This is a genomic window from Caulobacter sp. HMWF025 (genome assembly GCF_003060965.1).
GTDB lineage: Bacteria > Pseudomonadota > Alphaproteobacteria > Caulobacterales > Caulobacteraceae > Caulobacter.
In genome coordinates, this window is the sequence record NZ_QAII01000122.1 from 19117 (window position 1) to 44607 (window position 25491).

At 68.1% G+C, this 25491-nt stretch carries 25 protein-coding genes and 1 tRNA gene; 15 read left to right on the forward strand and 11 right to left on the reverse strand.

The window, feature by feature from the left end; translation table 11 throughout:
* The coding region (dapA, locus tag DBR10_RS20085; RefSeq protein WP_233243406.1) for a 4-hydroxy-tetrahydrodipicolinate synthase at positions 1-550 on the reverse strand (550 nt) is incomplete at its 3' end.
* Between the two features lie 242 nt (positions 551-792).
* On the opposite strand from dapA, the gene DBR10_RS13140 reads away from it, so the two are divergent.
* The gene (locus DBR10_RS13140; protein WP_199223545.1) at positions 793-2883 is read left to right on the forward strand and encodes a lytic transglycosylase domain-containing protein; all 2091 of its coding nucleotides are present in this window, start codon (positions 793-795) and stop codon (positions 2881-2883) included.
* 2 nt (positions 2884-2885) lie between these two features.
* Here DBR10_RS13140 and DBR10_RS13145 read toward each other — a convergent pair whose 3' ends face one another.
* The 4 genes from DBR10_RS13145 to DBR10_RS13160 all read right to left on the reverse strand — a co-directional run bounded on the left by DBR10_RS13145 (position 2886) and on the right by DBR10_RS13160 (position 6079).
* Positions 2886-3641 (reverse strand): ABC transporter ATP-binding protein, encoded by a 756-nt coding sequence (locus DBR10_RS13145; RefSeq protein ID WP_108505092.1) that lies wholly within the window; start codon positions 3639-3641, stop codon positions 2886-2888.
* A complete protein-coding gene (locus DBR10_RS13150) occupies positions 3638-4624 on the reverse strand; it encodes a FecCD family ABC transporter permease (RefSeq protein ID WP_108505093.1) in 987 nt (328 codons plus the stop codon). Before DBR10_RS13150 ends, DBR10_RS13145 begins: the two co-directional genes overlap by 4 nt.
* Positions 4621-5379 (reverse strand): ABC transporter substrate-binding protein, encoded by a 759-nt coding sequence (locus tag DBR10_RS13155; RefSeq protein WP_108556411.1) that lies wholly within the window; start codon positions 5377-5379, stop codon positions 4621-4623. The genes DBR10_RS13150 and DBR10_RS13155 overlap by 4 nt, the downstream gene beginning before the upstream one ends.
* A 64-nt stretch (positions 5380-5443) precedes the next feature.
* Positions 5444-6079 carry a TetR/AcrR family transcriptional regulator gene (locus DBR10_RS13160; RefSeq protein ID WP_108505734.1) on the reverse strand — a complete coding sequence of 212 codons (636 nt, stop codon included), beginning with the start codon at positions 6077-6079 and terminating at the stop codon, positions 5444-5446.
* Positions 6080-6250: 171 nt separating this feature from the next.
* On the opposite strand from DBR10_RS13160, the gene DBR10_RS13165 reads away from it, so the two are divergent.
* The 4 genes from DBR10_RS13165 (at position 6251) to DBR10_RS13180 (ending at position 9976) form a co-directional block, all read left to right on the forward strand.
* A complete protein-coding gene (locus DBR10_RS13165; RefSeq protein WP_108505733.1) occupies positions 6251-7675 on the forward strand; it encodes a glycosyltransferase in 1425 nt (474 codons plus the stop codon).
* Between the two features lie 17 nt (positions 7676-7692).
* Positions 7693-8604, forward strand: coding sequence for a class I SAM-dependent methyltransferase (locus DBR10_RS13170; protein WP_108505732.1), 912 nt, complete (start codon positions 7693-7695; stop codon positions 8602-8604).
* Between the two features lie 5 nt (positions 8605-8609).
* Entirely contained in the window at positions 8610-9413 is an 804-nt protein-coding gene (locus DBR10_RS13175) for a TrmH family RNA methyltransferase (RefSeq protein WP_108505731.1), read from the forward strand.
* Positions 9414-9478: 65 nt separating this feature from the next.
* Positions 9479-9976: an invasion associated locus B family protein gene (locus DBR10_RS13180; protein WP_108505730.1), complete on the forward strand. Its 498-nt coding sequence runs from the start codon at positions 9479-9481 to the stop codon at positions 9974-9976.
* Here the strand turns inward: DBR10_RS13180 and hrpB are convergent.
* On the reverse strand, positions 9973-12447 hold the full coding sequence (hrpB, locus tag DBR10_RS13185) for an ATP-dependent helicase HrpB (protein WP_199223586.1): 2475 nt from the start codon (positions 12445-12447) through the stop codon (positions 9973-9975). The two genes, DBR10_RS13180 and hrpB, sit on opposite strands and share 4 nt — an antisense overlap.
* A gap of 100 nt (positions 12448-12547) precedes the next feature.
* Between hrpB and DBR10_RS13190 the strand changes: the two genes are divergently transcribed.
* Together DBR10_RS13190 and DBR10_RS13195 are read left to right on the forward strand one after the other, a co-directional pair.
* Positions 12548-14179: an amino acid permease gene (locus tag DBR10_RS13190; protein WP_108505728.1), complete on the forward strand. Its 1632-nt coding sequence runs from the start codon at positions 12548-12550 to the stop codon at positions 14177-14179.
* A 100-nt stretch (positions 14180-14279) separates the two neighbouring features.
* On the forward strand, positions 14280-14999 hold the full coding sequence (locus DBR10_RS13195) for an MBL fold metallo-hydrolase (RefSeq protein WP_108505727.1): 720 nt from the start codon (positions 14280-14282) through the stop codon (positions 14997-14999).
* 6 nt (positions 15000-15005) lie between these two features.
* On the opposite strand, the gene DBR10_RS13200 is transcribed toward DBR10_RS13195, so the two are convergent.
* Positions 15006-15251, reverse strand: coding sequence for a hypothetical protein (locus tag DBR10_RS13200; RefSeq protein ID WP_108490523.1), 246 nt, complete (start codon positions 15249-15251; stop codon positions 15006-15008).
* 227 nt (positions 15252-15478) lie between these two features.
* On the opposite strand from DBR10_RS13200, the gene DBR10_RS13205 reads away from it, so the two are divergent.
* From DBR10_RS13205 to DBR10_RS13215, 3 genes are all read left to right on the forward strand, one after another.
* Positions 15479-16243, forward strand: a complete 765-nt coding sequence (locus tag DBR10_RS13205) for a response regulator (RefSeq protein ID WP_108505726.1) — start codon at positions 15479-15481, stop codon at positions 16241-16243.
* Positions 16240-17676 carry an ATP-binding protein gene (locus DBR10_RS13210; RefSeq protein WP_108556406.1) on the forward strand — a complete coding sequence of 479 codons (1437 nt, stop codon included), beginning with the start codon at positions 16240-16242 and terminating at the stop codon, positions 17674-17676. The genes DBR10_RS13205 and DBR10_RS13210 overlap by 4 nt, the downstream gene beginning before the upstream one ends.
* Positions 17677-17778: 102 nt before the next feature.
* The gene (locus DBR10_RS13215; RefSeq protein WP_108556412.1) at positions 17779-18504 is read left to right on the forward strand and encodes a hypothetical protein; all 726 of its coding nucleotides are present in this window, start codon (positions 17779-17781) and stop codon (positions 18502-18504) included.
* A 7-nt stretch (positions 18505-18511) separates the two neighbouring features.
* On the opposite strand, the gene DBR10_RS13220 is transcribed toward DBR10_RS13215, so the two are convergent.
* Entirely contained in the window at positions 18512-19186 is a 675-nt protein-coding gene (locus DBR10_RS13220) for a DUF1345 domain-containing protein (protein ID WP_233243407.1), read from the reverse strand.
* A 119-nt stretch (positions 19187-19305) separates the two neighbouring features.
* Here DBR10_RS13220 and DBR10_RS19345 point away from each other — a divergent pair, with 119 nt between their 5' ends.
* From DBR10_RS19345 to DBR10_RS13230, 3 genes are all read left to right on the forward strand, one after another.
* Positions 19306-19473 (forward strand): hypothetical protein, encoded by a 168-nt coding sequence (locus DBR10_RS19345; protein ID WP_199223642.1) that lies wholly within the window; start codon positions 19306-19308, stop codon positions 19471-19473.
* Between the two features lie 9 nt (positions 19474-19482).
* A complete protein-coding gene (locus DBR10_RS13225; RefSeq protein ID WP_108506107.1) occupies positions 19483-19692 on the forward strand; it encodes a general stress protein in 210 nt (69 codons plus the stop codon).
* A 159-nt stretch (positions 19693-19851) separates the two neighbouring features.
* Positions 19852-19925, forward strand: a tRNA-Cys gene (locus tag DBR10_RS13230).
* 82 nt (positions 19926-20007) lie between these two features.
* Here DBR10_RS13230 and mhpA read toward each other — a convergent pair.
* From mhpA to DBR10_RS13245, 3 genes are read right to left on the reverse strand one after another with little or no spacing between them, the layout of a single operon-like run.
* Positions 20008-21456, reverse strand: a complete 1449-nt coding sequence (gene mhpA, locus DBR10_RS13235; protein ID WP_158273161.1) for a bifunctional 3-(3-hydroxy-phenyl)propionate/3-hydroxycinnamic acid hydroxylase MhpA — start codon at positions 21454-21456, stop codon at positions 20008-20010.
* Positions 21457-21460: 4 nt separating this feature from the next.
* Positions 21461-22300 (reverse strand): fumarylacetoacetate hydrolase family protein, encoded by an 840-nt coding sequence (locus tag DBR10_RS13240; RefSeq protein WP_108556408.1) that lies wholly within the window; start codon positions 22298-22300, stop codon positions 21461-21463.
* Positions 22297-23316: a VOC family protein gene (locus tag DBR10_RS13245; protein ID WP_108505753.1), complete on the reverse strand. Its 1020-nt coding sequence runs from the start codon at positions 23314-23316 to the stop codon at positions 22297-22299. Before DBR10_RS13245 ends, DBR10_RS13240 begins: the two co-directional genes overlap by 4 nt.
* 74 nt (positions 23317-23390) lie before the next feature.
* Between DBR10_RS13245 and DBR10_RS13250 the strand changes: the two genes are divergently transcribed.
* Together DBR10_RS13250 and nhaA are read left to right on the forward strand one after the other, a co-directional pair.
* Positions 23391-24041, forward strand: a complete 651-nt coding sequence (locus DBR10_RS13250; RefSeq protein ID WP_108505754.1) for a TetR/AcrR family transcriptional regulator — start codon at positions 23391-23393, stop codon at positions 24039-24041.
* A 116-nt stretch (positions 24042-24157) separates the two neighbouring features.
* On the forward strand, positions 24158-25396 hold the full coding sequence (gene nhaA, locus DBR10_RS13255; protein ID WP_108505784.1) for a Na+/H+ antiporter NhaA: 1239 nt from the start codon (positions 24158-24160) through the stop codon (positions 25394-25396).
* The last annotated feature ends 95 nt before the right edge of the window (positions 25397-25491 follow it).

The following is a 25491-nucleotide window of genomic DNA, read 5'->3' on the forward strand; positions in this document are numbered from 1 at the left end:
AGTCGTCGCCGCACTGGATGCGCTGGAAGCTGGCGCGGGTCAGGTCGCCGGTGGCGTCCTTGATCCCGACGATGTTGGGCAGCTTCGACAGGCGGACCAGGGTGTCGTTGCTGATGTCGACGCTGGTCCGGCCCGGCACGTTGTAAACGAGCACCGGCAGCTGCACGGCGTTGTTGATCGCCTCGTAGTGACGATACAGGCCTTCCTGGCTGGGACGGTTGTAATAGGGCGTGACCACCAGGGCCGCGTCGGCCCCGACGGCCTTGGCATGGGCGACCAGTTCGATGGCCTCTGCGGTGGAATTGCTGCCGGCCCCGGCGATCACCGGCACCCGTCCCTTGACGGTCCTGACGCACAGCTCAACCACGCGCCGGTGCTCGTCATGGCTGAGCGTGGCGGTCTCGCCGGTGGTGCCGACCGGCACGACGCCGTGGACGCCGCCGGCGATCTGGCGCTCGACCAGGGCCACGAAGGCGGCCTCATCCACCGCGCCGTCGCGGAAGGGCGTGACCAGGGCGGGAATGACGCCCTTGAACGGGGAATGGACCATAACTGCAATTTGCCGTGAGAAGGGGCCACGAAGGTTGCGGCCGGACGATCGGTACGGACAATATGTCCCTGCCCCGCCGTCCCGCAACCGGTGCGTCGGAGCAGGCAGCGGTTTGAGGGTCCAAGCCCCGAGGGTCAAGCCCCCGGAGCCATGGTTAAGAACCCTTCATTAGGTGTCTTCGGGTTTGAAGGGTTCCCGGAGGGGACGAATTCGATTCGGTTGTGCGTACAGGAGATCGCGTTTTGGCATCATTTCTGGGTCGGCTTCTGCTGGGTGGCGCAAGCCTGGTCCTGATCAGCGGCGTTGCGGGGGCCCAGAACGCCCCGGCTACGGCTGAAACGCCGGCGCTCGTGACCACGCCGCCGACCGCCATTCCATCATCCCTGTCGGATGTCGATGCCGAGAACCTGCGCCAGGCCCTGTCGGCTGCCAAAAGCGGCGACATCTCCCGGGCTCGCGCGGCCATGGGCGCGCTGGAAGATCCCGTCGCCCGCAAGATCGCCCTGTGGGCGCTGGTCGACAACTGCGCCGACTCCCTGAGCTTCTTTGAACTCGACTCGGCCCGCCATGACCTCGCGGGCTGGCCCCGCAGTGGCCGCCGGGAAAGTGCCGCCGAACGCCAGCTGTCGGTATCCGGGCTCGACCCGGCCCGCATCATTGCCTGGTTCGGCGGCGGCCAGCCGGCCACGGCCGAGGGCGCCATGACCCTGGCCACAGCCTATCAGGCCAACGGCCAGGCGCAGCAGGCCACCGACCTGATCCGCCGCACCTGGCGCGACAAGGTGTTCGAAGCCGACGCCCAGCGCAGCATGGCCAACCGGTTCGGCAGCCTGCTGACCGCCGACGACTATGCCCGCCGCGCTGACATCCTGCTGTATGGCCCGCAAGGTCCGGCCGCCCGCGAACTGGTCGAGCTGCTGCCGGCCGAGCAGCAGGCGACGGCCAAGGTCCGCATCGCCTTCCGCCAGAATGCCGCCAATGCCACCGCCCTGTTCGAGGCCCTGGGCCCGTCCGACCAGGCCCTGCCCGGCGTCGTGTTCGAGCGCGCCGCCTTCCTGCGCCGCAAGGGTCTCGACAGCCTGGCGCTGGGCCTCGTCTCCAGCTTCCCGGCTCCGCCGACCGAAGAGGCCGCCGCTGCGATCTGGAAGGAACGCCGCGGCCTGGTGGTCGGGGCCCTCAAGGCCGGTGACAGCAACGGGGCCTATGCCGCAGCCTCCAATGCGGGCCTGACGGCCGGTGCCGATGCCGCCGAGGCCGAGTTCTATGCCGGCTGGATCGCCCTGAGCCGCCTGCGTCAGCCCGATGCAGCGGCCCGGCACTTTGCCGCCATCGGGGCCATCGGGGCCTCGCCGATCACCAAGGGTCGCGCCCTCTACTGGCAGGGTCGTGCCGCAGAGGCCCAGGGCGACATGATCGGGGCCCAGGCCTTCTACGGCGAGGGCGCGCGCTACATCACCACCTTCTATGGCCAGTTGGCTGCCGAGAAGGCGGGCCTGACCGAGATCCGGCTCGACCGCGACCCGAGCATCACCCAGGCCGACCGCGCCCGCTTCTATGGCCGCGAACTGGTCCGGGCCGCCCGCATCCTGGCCGATATCGGGGCCCGCGATCAGTTCCGGTCGCTGGTGCTGTTCATCGACGACAACCTGCCCAATGCCGAGGAATCGGCCCTGCTGGTCGATCTGGCCCGCGACTATGGCGATCAGGACCTGGCCATGCGTGCGGTCCGCACGGCCGCACAGCGTGGTTTCACCCTGCCCGAGCGCGGCTATCCGCTGCTGGACCATCACTTCACGCCGGGTCCTGGTGCCGCCGAGACGGCCTTCGTCTATTCGATCTCGCGGCAGGAGAGCAATTTCGACCCCAATGCCCGCTCCGGCGTGGGCGCACGCGGCATGATGCAACTGATGCCGCCGACCGCCGCCCTCGTGGCCCGACAGCTGGGCGAGAGCCACTCGGTCGATCGCCTCACGGACGCCAGCTACAACATGCGCCTGGGTTCGACCTATCTGGGCAGCATGGTCAGCACCTTCAGCGGCTCCTACATCATGGCCGCTGCCGCCTATAATGCCGGCCCGGGGCGGCCCGCCCAGTGGGCGACCCTGTGCGGCGACCCGCGCGGCGCGGCCACCGACCCGCTCGACTTCATCGAGTGCATCCCGTTCTCCGAGACCCGCAACTATGTGATGCGGACCCTGGAGACGACCATGGTCTATCGCGCCCGTCTGAACGGCGGCACCGCCCCCCTGACCCTGTCGCAGGACCTCAAGCGCGGGGGCTATGTCTATGCGCCGTCGGTCGCCCAGGCCGATACGGTCTCGGCCCAGCCCTGAGCCTAGAGACGCGTTCCGGCGACGACGGGTCCGGCCTCGGTCTCGATCAGCCGGCCGTTCAGATTGAACACCTCGGCCAGGACCTGTGGTGACAGGGCCACGGCCGGCGGGGCGTCGACGACGATGCGTCCGGCCGCAATCACAACGAGGCGATCACAGCTGCGCGCTGCAAGGCTGAGATCGTGCAGGGTGACGACCACTGCAGCGCCGCCCGCGGCTTCCGCACGCAGCAGGTCGAGAGTCAGGAACTGCGCGTCAGGATCAAGGCCGGCCACGGGTTCGTCAGCCACCAGCAAGGGCGCGCGGGTGGCCAGCAGCCGGGCCAGCAGGACCCGGGCCCGCTCGCCGCCGGACATGTCCAGAACGCCGCGTCGGGTCAGATCACCTGCCCCGACCCGGGCCAGACGGTCACGGGCCAGGTCCAGGGCCCGGGTTTCCGGAAGATCTACCGCACCCAGCGCCGCGACTTCCTCGGCCGGCAGGTTCCAGGCCAGCCGGCGATCCTGCGGTAGATAGCCGACCAGGCCGGCGCGCTCGACCGCGCCCAGTCCTGACAGGTCACGTCCGGAAAGCCGCACCGATCCGGCCTGCAGCGGCAGAAGGCCAAGGCCTGCGCGCAGGAGGCTGGTTTTGCCGGCCCCGTTGGGCCCCACCACGCCGACGACCTCGCCCGGGCGGACGGACAGGCTGACGGCGTTCAGGACGGTCTTGCGCCCCTGCCGGGCGGCAACGGCCTCGAGGTTCCAGGCGAGGGTCATGTCCGCCAGCTCCGCGCCGCGCGCCAGGCCAGCAGGGCGAAGGCCGGGGCCCCGAACAAGGCCGTGACGACCCCGAGCTTCAGCTCCTGCTCGGTGGGGACGATCCGGGCCGCCAGATCGGCGAGAACCAGCAGCAGGGCCCCCGCCAGGGCCGAAGGCCAAAGGATCCGCCGGGGATCATCGCGGACCAGGGCCCGGACCAGATGCGGCGCGGCCAGGCCCACGAAACCGATCACACCCGCACCGGCGACCGCCGCGCCGGTCAGCAGGGCCGCGCCGGCTACGGCAAAAACCCGCAGTCGCGTCATGTTCAGGCCCGACAGCTGCGCAGCCTCCTCGCCGAGCGTCAGCATGCGCAGCCCCTGCCCCGACTTCAGGCAAAGCCAGGCCCCGACGGCCATGGGCAGGACGGCGCGCAGGCCGTCGGTCCAGTCACGGTTCTCGACCGAGCCCATCAGCCAGGCCAGGATCTCGGCAATCGCCACGGGCGATGAGGCCAGATTGAAGACCAGGGCCGTCAGGGCCCCGCAAAAGGCCGACAGGGCGACCCCGAACAGGATCAGGGCCTCGGGCTCGCGCAGGCGCAGCGAGATCGCGACGACCCCGATGCCGGCGGCCAGGGCCCCGGCCAGGGCCCCGAGCTCGATCGCACCGGGCACGACGGCAAGGCCGGCCGCAATGCAGAGGGCGGCGCCGAGGCCCGATGCGGCCGAAACCCCGAGCACCCCGGGATCGGCCAGCGGATTGCGCAGCAGGCCCTGCATGGCGGCCCCCGCCAGACCCAGCGCGCCACCGACCAGGGCCGCCATCACCACTCGGGGAGCCCGGATGGTCCACAGGACCTCGCCGGGACCCGAGGCCGGATGGGCGAAGGCCTGGACATACTGGTCTGCCGCCAGCGGGATCTCGCCCAGGCCGACGGCCAGGATCGCCGCCAGGGCCAGAAGGCCCAGCATGACGAGGCACAGGCGCAAAAGGCTCATTGCGCTGCCCTGGCGATCGTCAGGCTGGCCTCGGCCGCAAACCAGGCGGGGCAACCGACGACCGCGCCCGGCAGCGATGCCAGGGTCCGGTCCTGGACCGCCCGCCGCAGCGCCGCGTGCCGGCCGGGACCCCAGCGGTCGGCTCCAGCCCTGGTCCGATCAAACAGGCCCAGCACCACCGCCTGTGGCGGATGCAGGACAAGCGCCTCCAGCGGAGCGGGGCTGTAATAGGGGCTGCGGGCGGCATTGGTGAGTCCGGCAGCGGCCATCAGGGCATCGATCAGCGTACCGCTGCCGGCCGTATAACCACTCGGCGTCAGATAGAGCGCGCGGATCCCTTGCCCCCGCCCCCGCGCGACGGCGAGCTGGGCATCCATCCGCGCGATCAGGGCTTCACCGGCGGCCCGCCGGTCAAGGGCCACGGCAACCCGGCGAATGTTGGCGCGGACACCCGGGAAGTCCGGCGCATCGTCCAGCAGCACGGTCCGGACGCCCCGACGGTCCAGAGCCGCAACCAGTCGGGCATCGCCGCCCCAGAGCCGGACCACGACATCCGGGCGGGCGCTGACCAGAGCTTCGATCGTGCCCCGGCGTCGGGGCAGCCCTTCTGCGGCCGCGCGCATATAGCTGTCCGGCGCACCGGCGCGATGCGACAGGCCGACGATGGACGTACGCGGAGCCAGGGCCAGGACATACTGATCGGCGCAGGAATCCAGCGACATCACCCGGGGGTGCGCCTCCAGGGCCCGGGACATCGTCGGCAGGGCCACAACCAGGGTGGCGACAACGACGCCGAGCCCACGGACGAACGCCATGGAATCAGTCCGCGACCAGGCCGTGCAGCAGGCCGTCCAGCATGACGGCCATCAGATCCTCGGCCGGCGACCAGTCACGGGTGGTCTTGGTGATCAGCAGCGACACAAGTCCATGACAGCCCGACCACAGCACCTCGGCCGCACTCTGGCCGGTCCCGTAGCGCAGCCGCCCCACGGCCGCGATCTCATGGAATGGCTGGCTGAAGGCTTCGAAGCAGCGGTCACCCAGGGCCAGGGTTGCAGCCTGCTTGTCCAGCGAGATGGTCTGGGTCGAGCCGCAGAAGACCAGCTGGTAGGTATTGGGGTTCTCGAGGGCGAACCGCATATAGGCCTCCAGCATCAGCCGGACCCGTGACACCGGATCGATCGGCTGGCCGTTGACCTCGGTATTCAGGCTCAGCAAGCGACCGATGGCTCCGTCGCTAATCTCGAGCAGGATCTGGTCCTTGTCGCGGAAGTGCATGTAGAGCGCCGTCGACGAGACGCCTACGGCATCGGCGATCTTGCGGATGGTGGCCCCGGCATAGCCCTCGGCGATGAAGATCTTCTCGGCCGCCGCCAGAATTTCGCCGCGACGCAGATGGCCGTCACCCTTGGGCTTGCGCGCTGATTTCTGCGGCTTTTTCAGAACGACCGTCACGGTTCGGATCCCCCAAGCATTTCCCCGGTTTTCGACACTAAACGGGAATCACTCAGCCGTCGCAAGAAACACATAAAATCGGAAAACTTGCGTTTTTCCTTTTGACATCCTTAGGGTGTATTTCTTTTAGTACTCGCCCGTAGATCCCCAGGATCAGACCGGGAAAGCAGCATGGCGCACGAAGAGCCCGCAGCAGCGAAACCCGGGCTGGCCTGCGCACCTGTGTTGCCGGCCGCGCCTTCCGGTCAGCGACGTCAGATCCGCGAATGGCCGGTCGGGTCCCATGTCACACTTCGACCCGTCGAGAGCATCGTCCTTGGCATTGTTGTCCTGGCCCTACTGGCCCTGACCCTTGCGGCGCCTCATCCCGGCCTGACGGCCCTGACGACGGGGTTTCTCGGCATCTTTCTGGCCAGTGCCCTGATCCGCCTGGCGGCCATCCTGACACCGCGACGGGGCAACTCCGCCCCGCCCCTGCCCGAAGACGCCCTGCCGCCCTACACCGTCATCGTGCCGCTCTATCGGGAAGCCGAGGTTGCCGCCGAGCTTGCGGTCAATCTGAACCGCCTCGACTACCCGCGCGACCGCCTTCAGGTCCTGATCGCCCTGGAAGCCAGCGATCAGGCGACCCAGGCGGCCTTCGCAGCCCTGCCCTTGCCCGACCACATCGAAGTGCTGATCGTGCCGGAGGGCCACCCGAGGACCAAACCCCGGGCCTGCAACTTCGCGCTCGACCAGGCCACTGGGGCCCATGTCGTGATCTATGACGCCGAAGACGCCCCGCATCCCGGCCAGTTGCGCGAAGCCGCCGCGCGCTTTGCCGCCGGATCGCTGGAGCTCGCCTGCCTTCAGGCCCCCCTGAGGATCGAAACGCCGGCCTATCTCGCCTTCATCGCCGAGCAGTTCAGGCTGGAATATGCAGCCCTGTTCGAGGTCATCCTGCCGGCCTTTGCCCGCTGGGGCCTGCCGTTTCCGCTGGGCGGCACCAGCAACCACTTCAGGATCGCCCCCCTGCGCGCCATCGGCGGCTGGGATCCGTACAATGTGACTGAAGACGCCGACATTGGTTTTCGCCTCGCCGCCGCAGGCTACAGCCTGGACACCCTCAACCTGCCGACCCTCGAAACAGCCCCGACCCGCCTGCGCCAATGGGGTCCGCAAAGGGCCCGATGGATCAAGGGTCACCTGCAAACCCTTGTCTGTCATGGCAGAACCGGGCCAAGGCTCGGCTTGCGAACCTTCTCGGCGCTGCTCATCACCCTGGCGGTGCCGGTCGCCGCCTCAAACCTGCATGCTCCGGCCATGCTGATCGCCCTGCTGGCCATGCTTGAGGACTGGCGCGTCGACGGGATCGTATCGATCCCGATCGCTCACATGGTCTTCTATGTCGGTTGCTGGGCGATCTGCGCCCTGGGCGGTGCCCTCGGCGTGCTGCGCAGCGGCGGGGCACCGCGCTTCCTGCATCTCTTCGGCCTGGTGCCCTACTGGCTGATGTGGATCCTCGCCTCGCCCCGCGCCCTCTTGCAGTTCTTCTTCGCCCCGCACCACTGGGACAAGACCCAGCATGCGCCGCGCGCTGGACGACACGCGCCCTGAAAGCGTATGGCGAGACCATGAGCCCGACGATCGCCGCCGCCCCCCTTGTCATGCGCACCACCGGCTGGAGCGACTACGCCCTGCTGGACAGTGGTCACGGCAAGAAGCTGGAACGCTATGGTCCCTACACGGTGGTTCGACCCGAACCGCAGTGCTTCTGGAGCCCGCGCCTGCCGGCTTCGGCCTGGGACGGCGCTGACGCCGTGTTCGACCCGACCGACGAGGACGAGGCCGGGCGCTGGCGCTTCAAGGGACGGCCGATTGAAAAGTTCGATCTCGCCTGGGGCGAGGCCCGCTTCCATGGCCAGTTCACGCCGTTCCGGCACCTGGCCTTCTTCCCGGAACAGGCCGCCAACTGGGCCTGGCAGGACGAGCGGGTCCGCGCCTTCGCCAAGGCTTCAGGACGTCAGCCCAAGATCCTGAATCTGTTCGGCTATACCGGTGTTGCCTCACTGGTTTGCGCTGCCGCCGGGGCCGCCGTGACCCATGTCGACGCCTCCAAGAAGTCTGTCGGATTTGCGCGGGAGAACGCCACCCTCGCCGGCCTGGCCGACCGGCCGATCCGCTGGATCGTCGAGGACGCCCGCAAGTTCGTGGCCCGCGAAGTGCGGCGCGGCAATGTCTATGACGGCATCATTCTGGATCCTCCGAAGTTCGGACGCGGGGCCGACGGCGAGGTCTGGCGGCTGTTCGAGGATCTGGCCGCCCTGACCAGGGACTGCGCCCAGCTGCTCAGCGACGACGCCGACTTCCTGCTGATAAACGCCTATGCGGCCCGCGTCTCCGGCGCGGCCATGTCGGGTCTGCTGGCGGAGGTTCTGGACGGGCGCAGCGGCGTCATCGACTGGGGCGAGCTCTCCCTGGTCGAGGAAAAGGGCGACCGCCAGATCGGCCTGTCGTTCTTCGCCCGCTGGTCGTCGGAAGGGTGAGGGACATGAACGCTCCGAACCAGGCCAAGGCCGTCACCTCGCTGTCCAACAACACCGTCAAGGCCGTCCGCGCCCTGCACATGCGCAAGGAGCGCGAGGAGAGCGGCCTGTTCCTGGCCGAGGGCCTGAAGATCGTCATCGAGGCGATCGACTGTGGCCATGCCCCCAAGATCATCATGTACGGCCGCGACGCCGCCGATCATCCGATGCTGCAGAAGGCCGCCCAGGCCTGCCTGAAATCCGGCGGGGAAGTCATTGAGGTCAATCGGGAAATCCTCGAGAAGGTCTCGCGCCGTGACAACCCGCAGGCCGTGGTCGGGGTGTTCAGGCAGGTGTTCACGCCGCTGTCAGCGATCGTCCCGGAAAGCGCGCCCTGCTGGGTAGCCATGCAGGCTGTTCGCGACCCCGGCAACCTCGGCACCGTCATCCGCACCGCCGATGCGGCCGGCTGCGGCGGGGTGATCCTGGTCGGCGACTGCGTCGATCCCTATTCGGTCGAGGGCGTGCGCGCGACCATGGGCTCGATCTTCGCGGTCAAGATCGCCAAGGCGACGATCCAGGAGTTCCTGGCCTGGCGCGAGACCTGGCCCGGCAGCGTGGTCGGCACCCTGCTGACCGCCACGGTCGATCACAAGTCCGCCGACTATGTGAAGCCGTCCCTGATCCTGATGGGCAATGAGCAGCAGGGCCTGCCGCCGGAACTGGCGGCCGCCTGCGACGTCAACGTCAAGATCCCGATGCGCGGCCGGGCCGACAGCCTGAACCTGTCGGTGGCGACGGGGATCATGATCTACACGGTGACGGGGTAGCCGATCGACTTGACCCTGGCGCAGGCACGGCCTCAAATTCCAATCTGGGGAACAGGGATAATTCGATGATCAGGCGCTCCACACGCCGTTTCGCGGCCATACTGGTTGCGACCACAGGGATCGCGAGTGCATCGCCGACTTTTGCAGAATCCTCGGCGATCAGGACTATCGGCGACTGGCAACTTCGCTGCGAGACGGCGCCCGCGAGGGCATGCGCCCTGGTTCAGTCGGTTGTCGACGAGGCCCGCACCAAGGTCCGTCTATCGATCGTCGCCCTGAAGACCACGGACAGGACCTCAATCCTGCGGGTTGTCACGCCGCTGGGCGTCCTTCTGCCGTCGGGCGTTGGCCTGAGGATCGACCAGACCGAAATGGGAGAAGCAGCCTTCCTCCGCTGCATGCCCAGCGGCTGCGTCGCCGAGATCGAAATGACCGCGGATCAGATCGCCAGACTATCGGCAGGAACGACCGCCACCTTCACCCTGATGCAAACCCCCGCCGAAGGCGTCGCCATCCCGATTGGCCTGAAGGGCTTCAGGGAAGGCTTCGCGGCCCTGCCCTAGGTTCCCCTCGGCTTGGCCCGTGTCGTCGGCGCGGCCGCCGCCGGATCATCCGGCCAGACGTGGCGCGGATAGCGCCCCTTCATCTCGACCTTCACCTCGCGCCAGGAGCCCTTCCAGAAACCCGGCAAATCCCGCGTGATCTGGATCGGCTTATGGCCCGGCGACAGCAGCGACAGCACCAGAGGGATCTTGCCGCCGGCGATGCTGGGATGTTCGGTCAGGCCGAAAAGCTCCTGCACCCGGATATCGATGCGCGGCCCCGCCTCGGCGGCATAGTCGATGGCCACGGTGGTGCCGGTGGGGGCCCTGAAACGGGCCGGCAGGGCGGCGTCGATTTTCTGCTGCGCATCCCAGGGGATGAGCGACCGGATCGCGCCGTCCAACAGGCTCTCATCCAGCGCCGACAGCGACGCGCGGCCGTGCAGCAGAGGTTCCAGCCAGTCGTCGAGGCGCTCGAGCAGCGCCTCATCCGACAGGTCGGGCCAGACATCGCCGTCGAGTGCGCGCAGGAAGGCCAAACGGGCACGCAGGCCCTGGACGCCGTCGCCCAGCCGCAGGGCGGACAGGCCTTCGGCCCGCACCTGATCCAGCAGGGCCCGGGCGATCAGGGCGGGATCGGGCTTGTCGATCAGCCGTTCTTCGAGGACCAGCCGGCCCAGACGCAGCAGGCGCTTGGCGCGGACCTTGCCGCCGGGGCTTGTCTCCAGCCGATCCTCGGCGGTGAGGCGATCGGCGAAGGCCTCGCGCAGGGCCGCCTCATCGACGGCGGCGGCCAGCAGGATGCGGTCGCGACTGTCGCCGCCGCCCAGTTCGCCCACGGCCAGCCAGGTCTCGCGGGCCAGGGGATCGGTGGGCTCCATATAGACGCCTCGTCCGCCGGCCAGCTGAAACTCGCCCAGCTTGCCGCGCGCCCGGGCCACGCGCTCGGGATAGGCCTCGGCCAGCATCAGCCCCTCGTCCAGCGGCGTGGCCCCCGACGGCTTGCCGGCCGCCCGGGCCCAGCGGTCGGCCAGGGCCTGGGCGTCGCGGGCCCGGGGCGAGCGATCCCGGCCGAGGTTTTCGAGCCGTCGACGCAGGTCGAGATCACGGCCGCCCAGCCCCTGCTCGGTCAGCAGGGCGGCAACCTGCGCGCCACGCAGCGCCTGACCCGAGGCGGCGGCACGGACCACCATGTGGGCGATACGCGGCGGCAGGGGCATGTCAGCCAGGGCCTTGCCGTGAGCGGTCAGATCGCCCTGCCCGTCCAGGGCCTGGATGCGCTGCAAGAGCCCCCGTGCCTCGGTGAAGGCCGCAGCCGGTGGCGGATCCATGAAGCACAGGCCCGAAGCGTCCCGTGCGCCCCAGCGCGCCAGATCCAGCGCCAGACGCGACAGGTCCGCCTCGAGAATCTCCGGTCGGGCGAAGGCCGGCAGCGAGCGGGTCTCCTGCTCGTCCCACAGGCGATAGCAGACACCGGGCTCGGTTCGGCCGGCGCGGCCCCGGCGCTGGTCGGCGGCTGCACGGCTGACCCGGACCGTATCGAGCCGGGTGATGCCGCTGGCGGGATCGTAACGCGGGACCCGGGAAAGTCCGACATCGATCACCACCCGCACCCCCTCGATGGTCAGGCTGGTCTCGGCGATCGAGGTGGCCAGCACCACCTTGCGCCGTCCCGGCGGCGCGGCGGCGATGGCGCGGTCCTGTACGGCCGGATCCAGCGCCCCATAGAGTGGGGCCAGATCAACCTCGGGCCGGCGCAGGCGATCGGCCAGCCAGGTCTCGACCCGGCGAATCTCGCCCTGGCCCGGCAGAAAGACCAGCAGGCTGCCGGTTTCCTCGGCCAGGGCCCGCTCGACGGCGCGCCCGACACGCTCTTCGAGGCGCAAGCGGTCGTCGCGGCCGAGATAGCGGGTGTCGACCGGGAACATCCGGCCCTCGCTCTCCACCACCGGCGCATCGCCCAGCAGGGCCGAGACCCGGGCACCGTCCAGAGTGGCCGACATGACCAGCAGCCGGAGATCATCACGCAACACACTCTGGACATCGCGGGCGAAGGCCAGACCCAGATCCGCGTCGAGACTGCGCTCATGAAACTCGTCAAAGATGACGGCCGCCACGCCCTCCAGACCCGGATCGTCGAGAATCATTCGGGTGAAGACGCCTTCCGTGACGACCTCGATCCGCGTCCGGGCCGAAACTTTTGACTGCAGGCGCACGCGAAAGCCGACGGTTTGTCCCACGGCTTCGCCCAGGGTGTCGGCCATGCGGGCGGCGGCGGCGCGAGCGGCCAAACGGCGCGGCTCGAGCATGATGATCTTGCGTCCCAGCACCCATGGCTCTTCCAGCAGGGCCAAGGGAACGGCCGTCGTCTTGCCCGCGCCCGGCGGGGCGACCAGCACCGTCGCATCGGAAGCGAGCAGTGCCGCCTTGAGTGCGGGCAGGACATTCTGGATCGGAAGCATCAGGGGGAGGCATAGACCCTCAAATCGCATCCGTCACCGCAAGGCGTTGCGCGAGGCTCCCTCTCTGACTAACGTCCCGGCCCAATGCCTGACTAGCGGGGGTTCGCTGGTCGAAGGGGAAACGAAACACATGGCCGGAAACAGGCTATTTCTGAAAAAGTCGATTGCGAGCATCCAGAAGGAAGCCGCCCATAGCCAGCTGAAGCGCACGCTGGGTCCTCTCAACCTCATGAGCCTGGGTATCGGCGCCATCATCGGCGCAGGTATTTTCGTTCTGACCGGCCAGGTGGCTTCGGCCAATGCCGGCCCGGCGATCATGCTGTCGTTCATCGTCGCCGGCATCGCCTGCGGCCTGGCGGGCCTCTGCTATGCCGAACTGGCCTCGACCATGCCGGTCTCCGGCTCGGCCTATACCTATGCCTACGGCACCCTGGGCGAAGTCTTCGCCTGGATCATGGGCTGGCTTCTGGTTCTGGAATACGGCGTCGCCGCCTCGACCGTCGCGGTCGGCTGGTCCGGCTATGTCGTCAGCACGCTCCATGCCCTGGGGATAAACTTCCCGACCATCATGGTCGCCGGCGCGGATGCGCCGATGTGGGCCACGCCGCTGATCCAGGCCGTCGCCACGCCGGAAGGCGGCACGACGTTCGCCCTGACCGGCACGCTCAACATCGTCGCGGCCATCGGCATCGCCCTGGTCTCGGCCCTGCTGGTGCTGGGCGTCAGCGAGTCGGCCAACGTCAACAACGCCATCGTGGTGATCAAGGTCATCGTGCTGCTGGTCTTCATCGCGGTCGGTGTCCAGTACATCAACCCGGCCAACTGGCACCCCTTCATCCCCGAGCCGACCGGCCAGCCCGGCGAGTTCGGCGCGGGCGGCATCTTCCGCGGCGCGGCGATCATCTTCTTTGCCTATGTCGGCTTTGAAGCCGTCTCGACTGCTGCGGCCGAGGCCAAGAACCCGTCCAAGGACGTGCCGATCGGCATCCTGGGTGCCTTGGTCATCTGCACCCTGATCTACATGGCCGTCGCCGCCGTCATGACCGGCGTCGTCCCGTACAAGGAACTGGCCAGCCCGGCTCCCATCGCCGTCGCCATCGACCGCATGGCCCTGGAATGGGCCGACATTCCCTATGCTGCAGCCGAAGGCGGCAAGCTGAACCTGATCAGCTTCGCCATCAAGATCGGTGCCATCACCGGCCTGTCCTCGGTCATGCTGGTGCTGTGCTACGGCCAGACGCGGATCTTCTACACCATGGCCCGTGACGGCCTGCTGCCGAAGGTCTTCGCCGCGATCCACCCGAAGTTCCGCACCCCCTGGATGGGCACTATCCTGCTGGGCGTCGTGATTGCCGTTGCCGCCTCGTTCCTGCCGATCAGCCTGCTGGGTGATCTGGTGTCGCTGGGCACCGCCGTGGCCTTCTCGATCGTCTGTCTCTCGGTGATCTACCTGCGGATCAAGCACCCGGACATGGAACGTCCGTTCCGCGTCCCGGGCGGCATCTTCACCGCCGTGCTGGGCATCCTGGCCTGCCTGTTCCTCGCCTGGCAGAACTTCCAGCCGATGATCATCCACGCGATGAACAACAACCCGCTGCCGCTGATGATCCTGGCGGGCTACAGCGCGGTCGGCGCGGTGATCTACATCGCCTACGGCTACTGGCACTCCAAGCTGGCCAAGGGCATCGACATCACCGAAGACACCGCACTCGAGGGCGCTTCGGAAGCCTTCGGCAAGGGCGTCGACGACGTGAAGAAGTAGGCTCAAAGGCCTGCAAGACGACCGAAGGCCCGGGAGCGATCCCGGGCCTTCTTTCTTGCGCGATCGCCAGCGCCTATGCTGGACTCCACAAGGAGTTTCCGTGAGCCAGTCCCAGCCCCCGATCCGCGCCGTCATCGCGCCCGTCACGCCCCTGCAGCAGAACTGCACCATCGTCTGGTGTGCCAAAACCCTGAAGGCCGCCGTGATCGATCCCGGCGGCGAGGTGCCACGCCTGATGCGGGCCCTCGCCGATCAGGGACTGACGCTGGAGAAGATCTGGATCACTCACGGCCACATGGATCACGCCGGCGGAGCAGCCGAGCTCAAGCGTCTGACCGGCGCACCGATCGAGGGGCCCCACCGCGACGACCAGTTCTGGATCGACCAGATCCAGACCAGCGGCGAGCGCTATGGCATTCCCGAGGCCCGCATCTTCGAGCCCGACCGCTGGCTTGAGGACGGCGACGTCGTCACCCTCGGCGAGACCCGGTTCGAGGTCTATCACTGCCCCGGCCACACGCCCGGCCATGTGGTCTTCTTCCACCGCGAGGCCCGCTTTGCCCAGGTCGGTGACGTCCTGTTCCAGGGCTCCATCGGCCGGACCGACTTTCCGCGCGGCAATCACCAGGACCTGCTGGACTCGATCACCAGCAAGCTCTGGCCGCTGGGCGGCGATGTGCGGTTCGTGCCCGGACACGGACCCATGTCGAGCTTTGCGGCCGAGCGGCGCAGCAACCCCTATGTCAGCGACCTCGCCATCGAGGCCGCCAATGTCGCGGGTCCGGATTTCGTGATCCCGAAGAACACCTCCCCGGGCTAGGCCCGCTCAGCGCTCGGCATCTTCGGCCTCAGCCAGACTTTCACGCTCGAGGGCGATGATCTCATCATCGTCCAGCTCCTCGGCGATCAGGGCGTCTTCATCATCTGCGTCGCCCTCGGCGACGGTGACATCGAGCACTTCCGGCAAGTCCTCGAAGATCTTCATCTCACCTTCGCCAGCCAGATTCTGGTTATCCTCGTCAAAGGCCTGGGCCAGATCGACGTCGTCGGCATCATTGGCGGCAGGGGTCATGGCGGTCTCCTTCAGGCCTGCAGACACACCGTGTGAAGGACCGGATCGTTCCACCGGGTCGCTCCGGAGGTACCGCGTAACAGAGTATCGACCGTCTCGACCGGGGTTGCGGAGCTGTCGTACCGGACTGCCCCAGGGGCCGAATGCGGCTCAAATCGTGCGGTCGGGTTGCGTCCCTGTTGCAGGCGTGAAATCTCAGCGCCACGGGGACATGACAGGAGCGTCTCATGGAGACCATCCAACAGACAGGCCCTTCGGCCGATACGGGCGCCCCGCGCAGCGCGGCCTCGCGTATCCTCATCGTCGACGACGATCCCGGCATCCGTGACGTCGTCTCCGAGTTTCTGGGACGGCACGGCTATGCCGTCGAAACCGCCCAGGACGCCCGCAGCATGGAACAGGTGCTGGCCCGGGGCTCCGTCGATCTGGTGGTCCTCGACATCATGCTCCCTGGCGAGGACGGCCTGGCCATCTGCCGCCGACTCTCGGCCCAGGACGGCCCGGCCATCATCATGCTGTCGGCCATGGGCGAGGAAACCGACCGGATCGTCGGCCTGGAACTGGGGGCAGACGACTATCTGCCCAAGCCCTGCAATCCCCGCGAGCTGCTGGCGCGCATCCGGGCGGTGCTGCGTCGCCGCCAGGAACCGCGCAGCATCGACGATGCCATGGGTGCAGCCTGCGAGTTCGCGGGCTGGCGCCTTGACCTGGTGCGCCGGGAACTGCGGTCGCCGCAATCGGTCGTGGTCAATCTGTCCAGCGGCGAGTTCTCGCTGCTGCGGGCCTTCGTCGAGCGCCCCCAGCGCGTCCTGACCCGGGACCAGCTGCTGGACCTCGCCCGAGGGCGCGATAGCGATGCCTATGACCGGGCCATCGATGTCCAGATCAGCCGCTTGCGGCGAAAGCTGGATGACGGCGGCGGCAGCGAACTGATCCGCACCATCCGCAGCGAAGGCTACATGTTCACGGTCAAGGTGGTGCGAACCCCATGACCTCCGGCCGGCGGGCTGCGCCCCTGTTTATCCAGGCTCTGGTCCTGGTGATCCTGACCCTGGTCGCCGCCCAGGTCGTGGCCATTGCCGTGATCTTCACCCTGCCGCCGCCGCCGCCGGAGTTCTACCGGCAGTCCGAGATCACCCGCGCCCTGAAGACCGGACAGCCCGTAGAGGCTCGCGACGGCCGCCAGCTGGTGATCAAGCGCCAGCACCGGATGGGCCCGGCCCAGCCGGACAATCCGCGCCGGGCCGAGTTCAAGGCCGCCATAGGCCGCGCTCTCGACGTTTCGCCGTCGCGGATCCAGATCATAACCGACAACGGTCCGCGCTTCTTCGTGCGGCGCGCCGGCAAGGCCTCGCCCGACGCCGCGAGAGGCCCCGAGCGGGGCCCGGGTGGGCCCGGTGGGCCGCGCGGCCCGGATGACCTCAAGTCCGACCTTCGCCGGGATGGGCCGCCGCCGCCCGGAGAGGGCCCTCCACCGCGCGACGAGCCGCTGATTTTCGGCGACTTCGAACTCGGCGTACGCCAGGCTGACGGCAGCTGGAGCGTGGTCGAGCCCAAGCCCAGCTTCCGGCTGGACAGCTGGCAGCAGCGGATCCTGCTGATCCTCGGTCTCTCCATCCTGGCCGTATCGCCGCTGGCCTGGCTGTTCGCACGCCGGCTGGCCGGACCCATTACCGCCTTTGCCGATGCGGCCGAACGGCTGGGTCGTGATCCCCGCGCAGTTCCGCTGGAGCTGACCGGCTCCAGTGAAGTCCTGGCCGCCGTCTCGGCCTTCAACATGATGCAGGAGCGCCTGCGCCGCTATGTCGAGGACCGCACGGCGATGATTGGAGCGATCGCCCATGACCTGCGCACGCCCCTGACCCGGCTGCGGTTCCGCATCGAAGCCACGCCTGAAGATGTCCGCGTCAAGCTCGCCAGCGATATCGACCAGATGGAGGCCATGATCTCGGCTGCCCTGGCCTTTGTCCGCGACACCACCCGCCCGGCCGAGCGAACGCGGCTGGAACTGGCCTCGCTGCTGGAAAGCGTCGTCGACGAGGCGGCGGAAACCGGGGGTCAGGCGACGGTCGAGCGCGGCGAGAAGATTGTCATTGAAGGCGACCCGGTCGCCCTGAAGCGGCTGGTGGCCAACCTGGTCGAGAACGCCCTCAAATACGGGCAGGTCGCCCGGGGCCGGGTCTTCAGGGACGGTGGTATGGCGATCCTCGAGGTCGATGACGACGGCCCCGGCATTCCGGCCAGTGAACTGGAACGGGTCTTCGAGCCGTTCTTCCGGGGCGAGCCGTCCCGCAATCGCGAGACGGGTGGCATCGGGCTCGGCCTTGCGGTTGTGCGCTCGCTTGCCCGCGCCCACGGCGGGGACGTCGAACTGATCAACCGGCCCGAAGGCGGCCTGCGCGCCTCGGTTCGCCTGCCGATCTGAGCCCGTCTCTTGCAGGCTGTTGCAAACCTGCAAGATCGCGTGACGGCCCTGACATTCAGCCGCAATCCCGACGGGCTTGATGGTGGGAACAAGGAGTTCCCCATGACCGCTCGCGCCCCGATCCTCAGCGCCCTCGCTACCGCCATCCTGGCGGGCCTGTCGCTATCGGCCTGCGCCTCCGGGCCTCCAGACAGGCCGGACGGTCGCGGGCCGGGCAGCCCGCCTCCGGGGCTGGAGCGCCCGCCAGGCCGCGCCAGTGCTCCGGGAGACCGCCCTCAGCTCTTCATCAGCCCCGCCGGCGAGCCGTTCCGGGCCCCGGCGGGAGCACCCTACCCAGTACAGCTCTGGTTCGACGGCGCCGACACAAACCATGACGCTGCCCTGTCCCGCGACGAGTTCGTCGCCGATGCGGCACGCTTCTTCGCGACTCTGGATACCGATCATGACGGCGTGGTCGACGGGTTCGAGGTCTCGACCTACGAGAAGACGATCGTCCCGGAGATCCTGCTCGGCGCAGGCTTTGGGGGGCCGTCCGGTGGCGGACGCCGGGGCGGCCGCGACGGCGGCGGGCCTCCCGGCGGTGGCGGTCGGCCCGGTGGAAAAGGCGGACCTCCGGGCGGTGGCTTGCAGGGGGCATCTCCCTACAGCCTGCTGGCCGAGCCCCAGCCGGTCATGGGGGCGGATGCCGATTTCAATCGCCGGATCACCCGGGAAGAGGCCCTGAAGGCCGCAAAGGCCAGGTTCGCGCTGCTGGACCTCGACAGGGACGGCGTGCTGCATCTGGCGGATCTGCCGCCGACACCGGTCCAGAGCCGTCGCCACGCCTAGATGCCGTTCAGCTGCCGATAACCCCGGCGATGATGTTGATCCCCAGGGCCAGGATCGCGGTGTTGTAGACATAGGCCGCCGCCGCATGGGCAGTGACCAGCCGGCGCAGGCGCGACGTCAGGATCGAATTGTCCGAGACCTGAAACGTCGCCCCGACGCTGAACGCCAGATAGACGAAGTCCATATAGCTGGACGGCGGCTCGCCCGGAAACGCGATCCCGCCCTTCTCGGAGCCGGCGCCGAAGTGGCGGTGGGCGTAGTGCGGCACAAACACGGTCTGCAGCACGATCCACGACAGCACCAGGGTCACGCCCGCACAACCGGCGATGATCGCCCGTCCTGACCCCGCCGTGGCCCTGGCCGCCAGCATGGCGTCGATCACGCCGACGAGGCTGGCCAGGATGGCCAGAAGTACGATCAGCAGGAGCATGGAGCGCCCCTCATCCTCCCGCGCGGCCCGGGATCGCATCGACTCGGCGTCGGCCGTCAGGAACAGCCGCCACATCAGGGCCAGATAGGTCGCCGCCCCCACATCCCAACCGACCAGCAGGTGCGCGCCCTTCGGGGCATCGACGACCTGGGCCACCAGCCACCCGCAGACACCGGCAACAATGCCGACCCCCAGGCGCCAGTGGCTGGCGAGGGGCAGTGCCGCCGGAGGCTTTGCTGCGAGCTTGCTCAAGTTCTTCAATCCCTTGTTCCTGGCCGGAAAATTGGGTGCGGATGCAAATAGCGTGACTTTGCGATGAACCGAACGCCGCTTCACTGGTTATCGGATCGGAACGCGCAGGACACGACGCCATGACCGACCCAACCGGACCGCCCCCCTTCAACCCCGATCCTCCGGAATACGATCCGGCCGGGACCCCGGAGGAAAGTCCGGCTCCGGCTCCGCCTGCCGATCCGGGGGACGACCGTCCCTATGATGCCGCGACATCCCGTGGCCCCAATGTGAACAGTTTCGAGTAGGAGCACCCTATGGACCTCGAGAGCGAACGGCCCCGCGGCCGGCGCGGCTTCGCCGCCATGGATCCCGAGCGACGACGGGAAATCGCCCGCAAGGGGGGTGCCAGCGTCCCGAGCGAGAAGCGCAGCTTCGCCAAGGACCGCGACCTGGCGGCCAATGCCGGGCGCAAGGGCGGCTCGTCCTCACGCAGCCTTCGCCCCACCGGTGAAGGCGAACTCTGACCCTGGCAGACGCTGACCGCCCCGTGCGGGTGGAGCCCCCGGCGAAATCCGGGGGCCCACGCAGGTGGCGCCAAATCAGCGTCAGGAAGGCATTGCAGCGACGCCGCCGGTCTGGTAGCCATCCGCCTCTTCGCCGACGCTCATTGCGTTGACCCGGATGGCCCGGTGGCGGAGTGGTGACGCAGCGGATTGCAAATCCGTGCACCCCGGTTCGATTCCGGGCCGGGCCTCCATTTCTGCTTTCATCGAATTCAGGGCTCGTGAGCATACGCTCCCGTGCGGCGCTGGCGCACGGCGTAACGGTCCAGGGCCGTTTCAGGTCACCGGCAGGCCCATTGCCGCCTGCCAGGCGGCACGCAGCCGATCAGGGTCGCCAGTGCCGAACACATGGCGATCGGGTCGAACCAGCACGGCTTCCGCTCCCTGTGCATCGAGCCAGCCCTCCAGAGCCGCAGCAAAGGGGGCAAGGGCGGGACTGGCAAGATCATCGCGCGCCATGAGGATCGGGCCCGTCCCGAGGTGATCATCAAGGCGCAGCCCGTCGGCCGACAGCGGCTGCGGGAAATAGCGGCCGGCAGCGGCACTCCCGGCCAGAATCATTCCTGCGGAAATGGGCGGATAGCCGGGCGGACCGGACGGAAGTTTGCCCAGCGCCCGGCCAATGCGAAACTTGGTGTCGCGCAGGAAGGCGGACCAGTGACTGGTCGTGCAGACCATTCGGCCCATCATGATCGCCATCTCGATCGTCGCCCGCAGATGGGGCGCGCGTTCGGTCTGGTAGCTGTCCAGAAGCGTCGCGGGAGCCTGGTCGCGAATCGTGGCGGCAAGCTTCCAGGCGAGGTTTGCGGCATCGCGTAGACCCGAACACAGGCCCTGGCCGGCAAAGGGCGGGGTCTGGTGCGCGGCGTCACCGGCCAGCAGAACCCGCCCCTTGCGCCACTGGCTCGCGATCCGGGCCCGGAAGGTATAGACCGCCTTGCGTTCCATCCGCACCGCGCCCTTGACGTTCCAGGGCGCGAGCAAGGTCTCGATGAAGGCATCGTCGCTGACCTGATCAGCGGTTTCGCCGGGCCGGATCATGAATTCCCAGCGATGCCGCCCCTCGCCCATCAGCACGCAGGTGGTCGGACGGGCAGGATTGCAGATCTGCAGGTTGGCGGTCGGGAGCCGGGAGGCGTCATCGACCAGGACGTCGACCACCAGCCAGGGCTCCTCGAATCCGAGATCCTCGAAGGTCACGCCCGCAGCCTTGCGGACCGGAGAGCGTGCGCCGTCGGCCCCGACGAGGTAGCGTGCCCGTACTGTGCGGGGTCCGTCGGGGGTTGCAACATGGGCGGACACACCGGCCTCGTCCGCCTCGAATGCCCCCACCTCCCACTGGCTTTGCAGGATCGCCAGGGCCTGGCTGTCGAGGGAGCGCCGCAGCGCCGCCTCGACCGACGGTTGGTGGATCATGTTGGCGACCGGCCAGCCCCCGGGGCCCATCCCGTCCGCCCCCTCGAAGCGCAACAGCACCTCGCCCCGCGCGTTCAGGAAATCATAGCGCCCCGCACGGCGACTGGTGGCGAAGACCGCATCGGCGACCCCGGCCTCCTGCAGGATCCGCATGCCCTCGTGATCGATGTGCGCCGCGCGTGGCAGGGGATGCACCGCCGCGTCCTTCTCCGCGACGATCACCTTCACCCCGCGACGCGCCAGAAGAATGGCGAGCGTGACGCCGGTGGGGCCGCCGCCTGCAATCAGCACATCGCAGTCGAAGGTCATGCCCTCACCCTTCCGCGACCATCTTGCCCTCGAGGTGACCCAGGCCGTCAATCTCGCAGCGCACGACATCGCCGGCCTTCAGGAACTGGCGGGGATCCATCGCCGCGCCGACGCCGCCGGGGGTGCCTGTGAACAGGCAGTCGCCCGGCTCGAGGGTCATGCCCACCGAGAGATGCTCGACCTGATGCCAGATGTCGAAGACGAGGTTCTGCGTGCTGGAGGACTGCCGCGTCTCGCCGTTGACGAGGCAGCGCAGGCCCAGGGCGTGCGGATCGCCGACCTCGTCGGCGGTCACGATCCACGGCCCCATCGGCGCATGGGTGTCAAAGCTCTTGCCGAGCGACCATTGCGGCGAAGCATGCTGCCACAGACGCTCGGTCACATCGTTGCCGACGCAGTAGCCGAAGATCGCGCCGGCCGCGTCGGCTGCGGCAATGTGCTTGCCGCCCTTGCCGACCACCGCAACGAGCTCGACCTCGTAGTCCGTCGTCATGTTGCCCCGGGCGATCTCGATGTCGTCAAAGGGCCCGTTGACGCTGGTCTGCGCCTTGGTGAACCAGATCTGCCGTTCGGGCGTCGCCATGTTCGATTCGGCAATGTGGTCCGCATAGTTGAGCCCGATCGCCCAGATCTTGCCGGGGCGCTGAACCGGGGCCTCAAGCCTGACTGACGCGAGCGGCAAACCGCCCCCGGCCGCTGCCCGGGCTTCCAGGGCCGGCTTCAGCGCGTCCCAGTCACGGATCAGATCGATCATGGTTCCTGGCACGCCGGTGTCGATGATCCGGTCTCCGACCACGATCCCTGTGCCGGTCCGTCCGTCCACACTGTAGGTTGCGAGCTTCATGCGGGGGTTCCTTTAGGCTTGCGGCTGAACAGCCGTCTGATCCTGATCTGCAGGGCCATGATGAAGGCAACGAGGCCCGCAGGCGGCGGCATGCGCCCCGCGAACATCGGATGCGGGCTGCCCCATTGCACCGCGAGCAGGGCGCTCATGGGTTGCTTCTGCGGCGGGTCGGCAGCGGTGAACAGGTCGCCGTCCGTCCAGTGCTCCAGCTCGTTGCCGAACGGGTCTTTCCAGTAATCGAAAATCTGGCTGCCCATGATGTGGCGGCCCACGCCCCAGACCGGCGTCCGCTTGCGGGCCCTGAGGTGCTGGTGGCCGAGCATCAGGTCATCAAGATTGGCGACTTCAAACGCGGCATGCAGCAGGCCCAGTTCGCCCGGCAACTGCGCAAGAAACAGGGTGTGGTGGTCGGCGGGCTTCTCACCCCGGTCGCAACGCATGAACGCGCCGAGCGGGACGCCTTCTGCAGCCTCGACCTCGTCGGAGGTCAGAAAACCGAACCGCGCCTTGTACCAGTCTTCCGACCGGCGGAAATCCCGAACCTTGAGCACGGCATGGCCGATGCGCCGCACATGGGCGGGGGCAGACTCAAGCACAACTCGGGCTCGGACCCTCGGATGCACGGCGGCCGTGTTGCGCGGTGGATCGGCCGGGAGCTCCGTCGCGGGATCCCGGGCCTGGCCGGCGACAACCTCGACCCCGTAGCCGTCGGGATCGATCAGTCGAACCACCTTGCCGCCACCCGGTGTATCGAGATCCTCGACCGGCACGCCTTCATGAGCCGCCAGAACGGCCAGATCCTCAAGTGATCCGGCCCGCAGGCCGACCGCGAGAAAGCGGGCCGCGCCCCGCTCGGTGACATGGACGAACGGCCGCCCGTCGCTGCCCTTGCCGTAGAGCCGTCCATCAACCTCAAAGGGGCTGAGCCCGAAATCCTCAAGAAACGCACGCATGGCGCCCAGGTCCGGCGCGGCAAACCGCACATGCGCGATGTCATCGACCTTGATCACCGGCATGGATCCCCCCCCCACAAACTTGACTATTTGGTCAAATATATTGCAGTTGACCAGACAGTCAAGTAGAGCACGGCATGGCCTCTTACCCCGACCTTTCGCCCCGCGCCGCGCGGACCCGCGCCGCCCTGATCGCGGCGGGTTTCGACCTGCTAGCGGCCAAACCCATCGACGCGATCCCGATCGACGAGGTCGTGGCCCGGGCAGGCGTCGCCAAGGGCAGTTTCTTCAATCACTTCAGCGACAAGCAGGCCTTCGCCGAAGCCATCGCGGCGGAGGTGCGGCTGCAGCTCGAAGACCAGGTCGGGCGCGCCAATGCCGGGATATCCGATCCCGTCGAGCGCATTGCCGGCGGCATGCGGGTCGGCGCGGCCTTTGCCATCAGCGATCCCAAGCGCACGGCGGTCCTGCTGCGCAGCCACGGCAGTTCGACCGCCCGCGCGGATCCGCTCAACCGGGGTCTCGTCGACGATATCGATGCGGCCTGCGCGCAGGGCCTGCTGCGTCCCGAAGCCCAGGACGACGGCGTCCTCTACTGGCTGGGTCTATGCCAGATTCTGATGGCCAGTCTCGTCGAGCGGCAGCCGGACCCGGAAAGCGCAGGACGCCGGATCAGGGACATGATCGTGATGGGTCTGACCGGTCTGGGCGTCGACCAGGTCCGAGCCGCAACCCTCGCCGATCAGGCCGCCGGCCATCTGCCCCCCTCGCCGGCCGAGCCGGCCTGAGCCACCCGGCGGGAAAGCCCTGCTCCTGACGTGTTTCTGTTGGTCCTGCCGCCCGAACCGCTATGATGGCAACGGTCGGTTTCGACCGCCATTGCCCGGACTGGAGTGCCCTGGACATGACCCTGGCCCAAGGCCGTCCCCGGCACCGTTTTTCCGCCCTGCGGACCTTTCTCCACAATGAAGCGGCAGGCGGCTATGTGCTGATGGCCGCTGCGGCCCTGGCGCTGCTGGTGGCCAATTCGCCGCTCGCGCCCGCCTATTTTGCAGCGCTCAAATCCGAGTTCGGCTGGGCGATTGGCCCGCTCCATCTGCGCGAGACGACCCTTCACTGGATCAATGACGGCCTGATGGCGGTGTTCTTCCTGCTCGTCGGGCTTGAGATCAAGCGCGAGGTCCTGGACGGCGAACTGTCACGCCCCTCCAGACTGGTCCTGCCCGGGGTCGCGGCCCTGGGTGGCGTGGTGGTGCCCGCCCTGATCTTCCTGGCCTTCAACGCTGCGCGCCCCGACAGCCGGTCGGGCTGGGCCATTCCGTCGGCCACCGACATCGCTTTTGCCCTCGGCGTCCTGGCGCTGCTGGGGCGGCGTGTGCCCGCCTCGCTGAAGATCTTCCTGACCGCCATTGCGATCCTCGACGATCTGGCGGCCATCCTGATTATCGCCCTGTTCTATACAGAACAGCTGCACGTCCTGCCGCTCCTTGGGGCTGTCGGCGTCCTCTGCGGGCTGCTGGCGCTCAATCGCCTCAAGGTTCTGGCTCTGTGGCCCTATCTTCTGGGGGGCGCGATTCTATGGTGGTTCACCCTTGAATCCGGTGTCCACGCCACCCTCTCCGGCGTGGCCCTGGCCCTGCTGATCCCCTTGCGCAGGACCCCTGCCCCGGACCCGACGGCAGACGAGGCGGTGGTCGAGCCGGTGGTCAATTCGCCGCTCCATCGGCTGGAGCACGCCCTGCACAAGCCCGTGGCCTTCCTGATCGTCCCGCTGTTCGGGTTCGCCAATGCCGGGCTGTCTTTCCGGGGCATGACACCCTCTGACCTGCTGGATCCCGTGCCTCTCGGTGTGGCGCTGGGGCTCTTTGTCGGCAAGCAGCTCGGCGTCTTCTGTTCTGCGATGGCTGTCATCCGGCTGGGCTGGGCCGACATGCCCCGCGACGCGTCGGCCCACCAGCTCTACGGCGTGGCAGCCCTCTGCGGCATCGGCTTCACCATGAGCCTGTTCATCGGCAATCTGGCCTTCAGCACGCCCCTGCTGATTGACGAGACCAAGATTGGCGTCCTGGCTGGATCGCTGGCCTCCGCCCTCCTCGGCCTTGCCGTGCTGCGCTGGAGCAAGCCGGCAGCGTCCGTGAGTTGACGCCACCGACGCCAGAGGCCGCAACTGCGAGGATCCGACCATGGCCGACCTGAAGAGACGTGGCTTGATCATCGCCGGAGCCGGGCTCGCGGCGG

What these genes read in the sequence shown, in the direction of transcription:
- DBR10_RS13215 (WP_108556412.1), top strand. Translation starts at nt 17,779, where the DNA reads ATGACCGCTCGCGCCCCGATCCTCAGCGCCCTCGCTACCGCCATCCTG.
- DBR10_RS13205 (WP_108505726.1), top strand. Translation starts at nt 15,479, where the DNA reads ATGGAGACCATCCAACAGACAGGCCCTTCGGCCGATACGGGCGCCCCG.
- DBR10_RS13250 (WP_108505754.1), top strand. Translation starts at nt 23,391, where the DNA reads ATGGCCTCTTACCCCGACCTTTCGCCCCGCGCCGCGCGGACCCGCGCC.
- DBR10_RS13165 (WP_108505733.1), top strand. Translation starts at nt 6,251, where the DNA reads ATGGCGCACGAAGAGCCCGCAGCAGCGAAACCCGGGCTGGCCTGCGCA.
- nhaA (WP_108505784.1), top strand. Translation starts at nt 24,158, where the DNA reads ATGACCCTGGCCCAAGGCCGTCCCCGGCACCGTTTTTCCGCCCTGCGG.
- mhpA (WP_158273161.1), bottom strand. Translation starts at nt 21,456, where the DNA reads ATGACCTTCGACTGCGATGTGCTGATTGCAGGCGGCGGCCCCACCGGC.
- DBR10_RS13145 (WP_108505092.1), bottom strand. Translation starts at nt 3,641, where the DNA reads ATGACCCTCGCCTGGAACCTCGAGGCCGTTGCCGCCCGGCAGGGGCGC.
- DBR10_RS13200 (WP_108490523.1), bottom strand. Translation starts at nt 15,251, where the DNA reads ATGACCCCTGCCGCCAATGATGCCGACGACGTCGATCTGGCCCAGGCC.
- DBR10_RS13155 (WP_108556411.1), bottom strand. Translation starts at nt 5,379, where the DNA reads ATGTCCCGGGCCCTGGAGGCGCACCCCCGGGTGATGTCGCTGGATTCC.
- DBR10_RS13240 (WP_108556408.1), bottom strand. Translation starts at nt 22,300, where the DNA reads ATGAAGCTCGCAACCTACAGTGTGGACGGACGGACCGGCACAGGGATC.
- hrpB (WP_199223586.1), bottom strand. Translation starts at nt 12,447, where the DNA reads ATGCGATTTGAGGGTCTATGCCTCCCCCTGATGCTTCCGATCCAGAAT.
- DBR10_RS13170 (WP_108505732.1), top strand. Translation starts at nt 7,693, where the DNA reads ATGAGCCCGACGATCGCCGCCGCCCCCCTTGTCATGCGCACCACCGGC.
- DBR10_RS13225 (WP_108506107.1), top strand. Translation starts at nt 19,483, where the DNA reads ATGGACCTCGAGAGCGAACGGCCCCGCGGCCGGCGCGGCTTCGCCGCC.
- DBR10_RS13180 (WP_108505730.1), top strand. Translation starts at nt 9,479, where the DNA reads ATGATCAGGCGCTCCACACGCCGTTTCGCGGCCATACTGGTTGCGACC.
- DBR10_RS19345 (WP_199223642.1), top strand. Translation starts at nt 19,306, where the DNA reads ATGACCGACCCAACCGGACCGCCCCCCTTCAACCCCGATCCTCCGGAA.
- DBR10_RS13245 (WP_108505753.1), bottom strand. Translation starts at nt 23,316, where the DNA reads ATGCCGGTGATCAAGGTCGATGACATCGCGCATGTGCGGTTTGCCGCG.
- DBR10_RS13190 (WP_108505728.1), top strand. Translation starts at nt 12,548, where the DNA reads ATGGCCGGAAACAGGCTATTTCTGAAAAAGTCGATTGCGAGCATCCAG.
- DBR10_RS13175 (WP_108505731.1), top strand. Translation starts at nt 8,610, where the DNA reads ATGAACGCTCCGAACCAGGCCAAGGCCGTCACCTCGCTGTCCAACAAC.
- DBR10_RS13150 (WP_108505093.1), bottom strand. Translation starts at nt 4,624, where the DNA reads ATGAGCCTTTTGCGCCTGTGCCTCGTCATGCTGGGCCTTCTGGCCCTG.
- DBR10_RS13210 (WP_108556406.1), top strand. Translation starts at nt 16,240, where the DNA reads ATGACCTCCGGCCGGCGGGCTGCGCCCCTGTTTATCCAGGCTCTGGTC.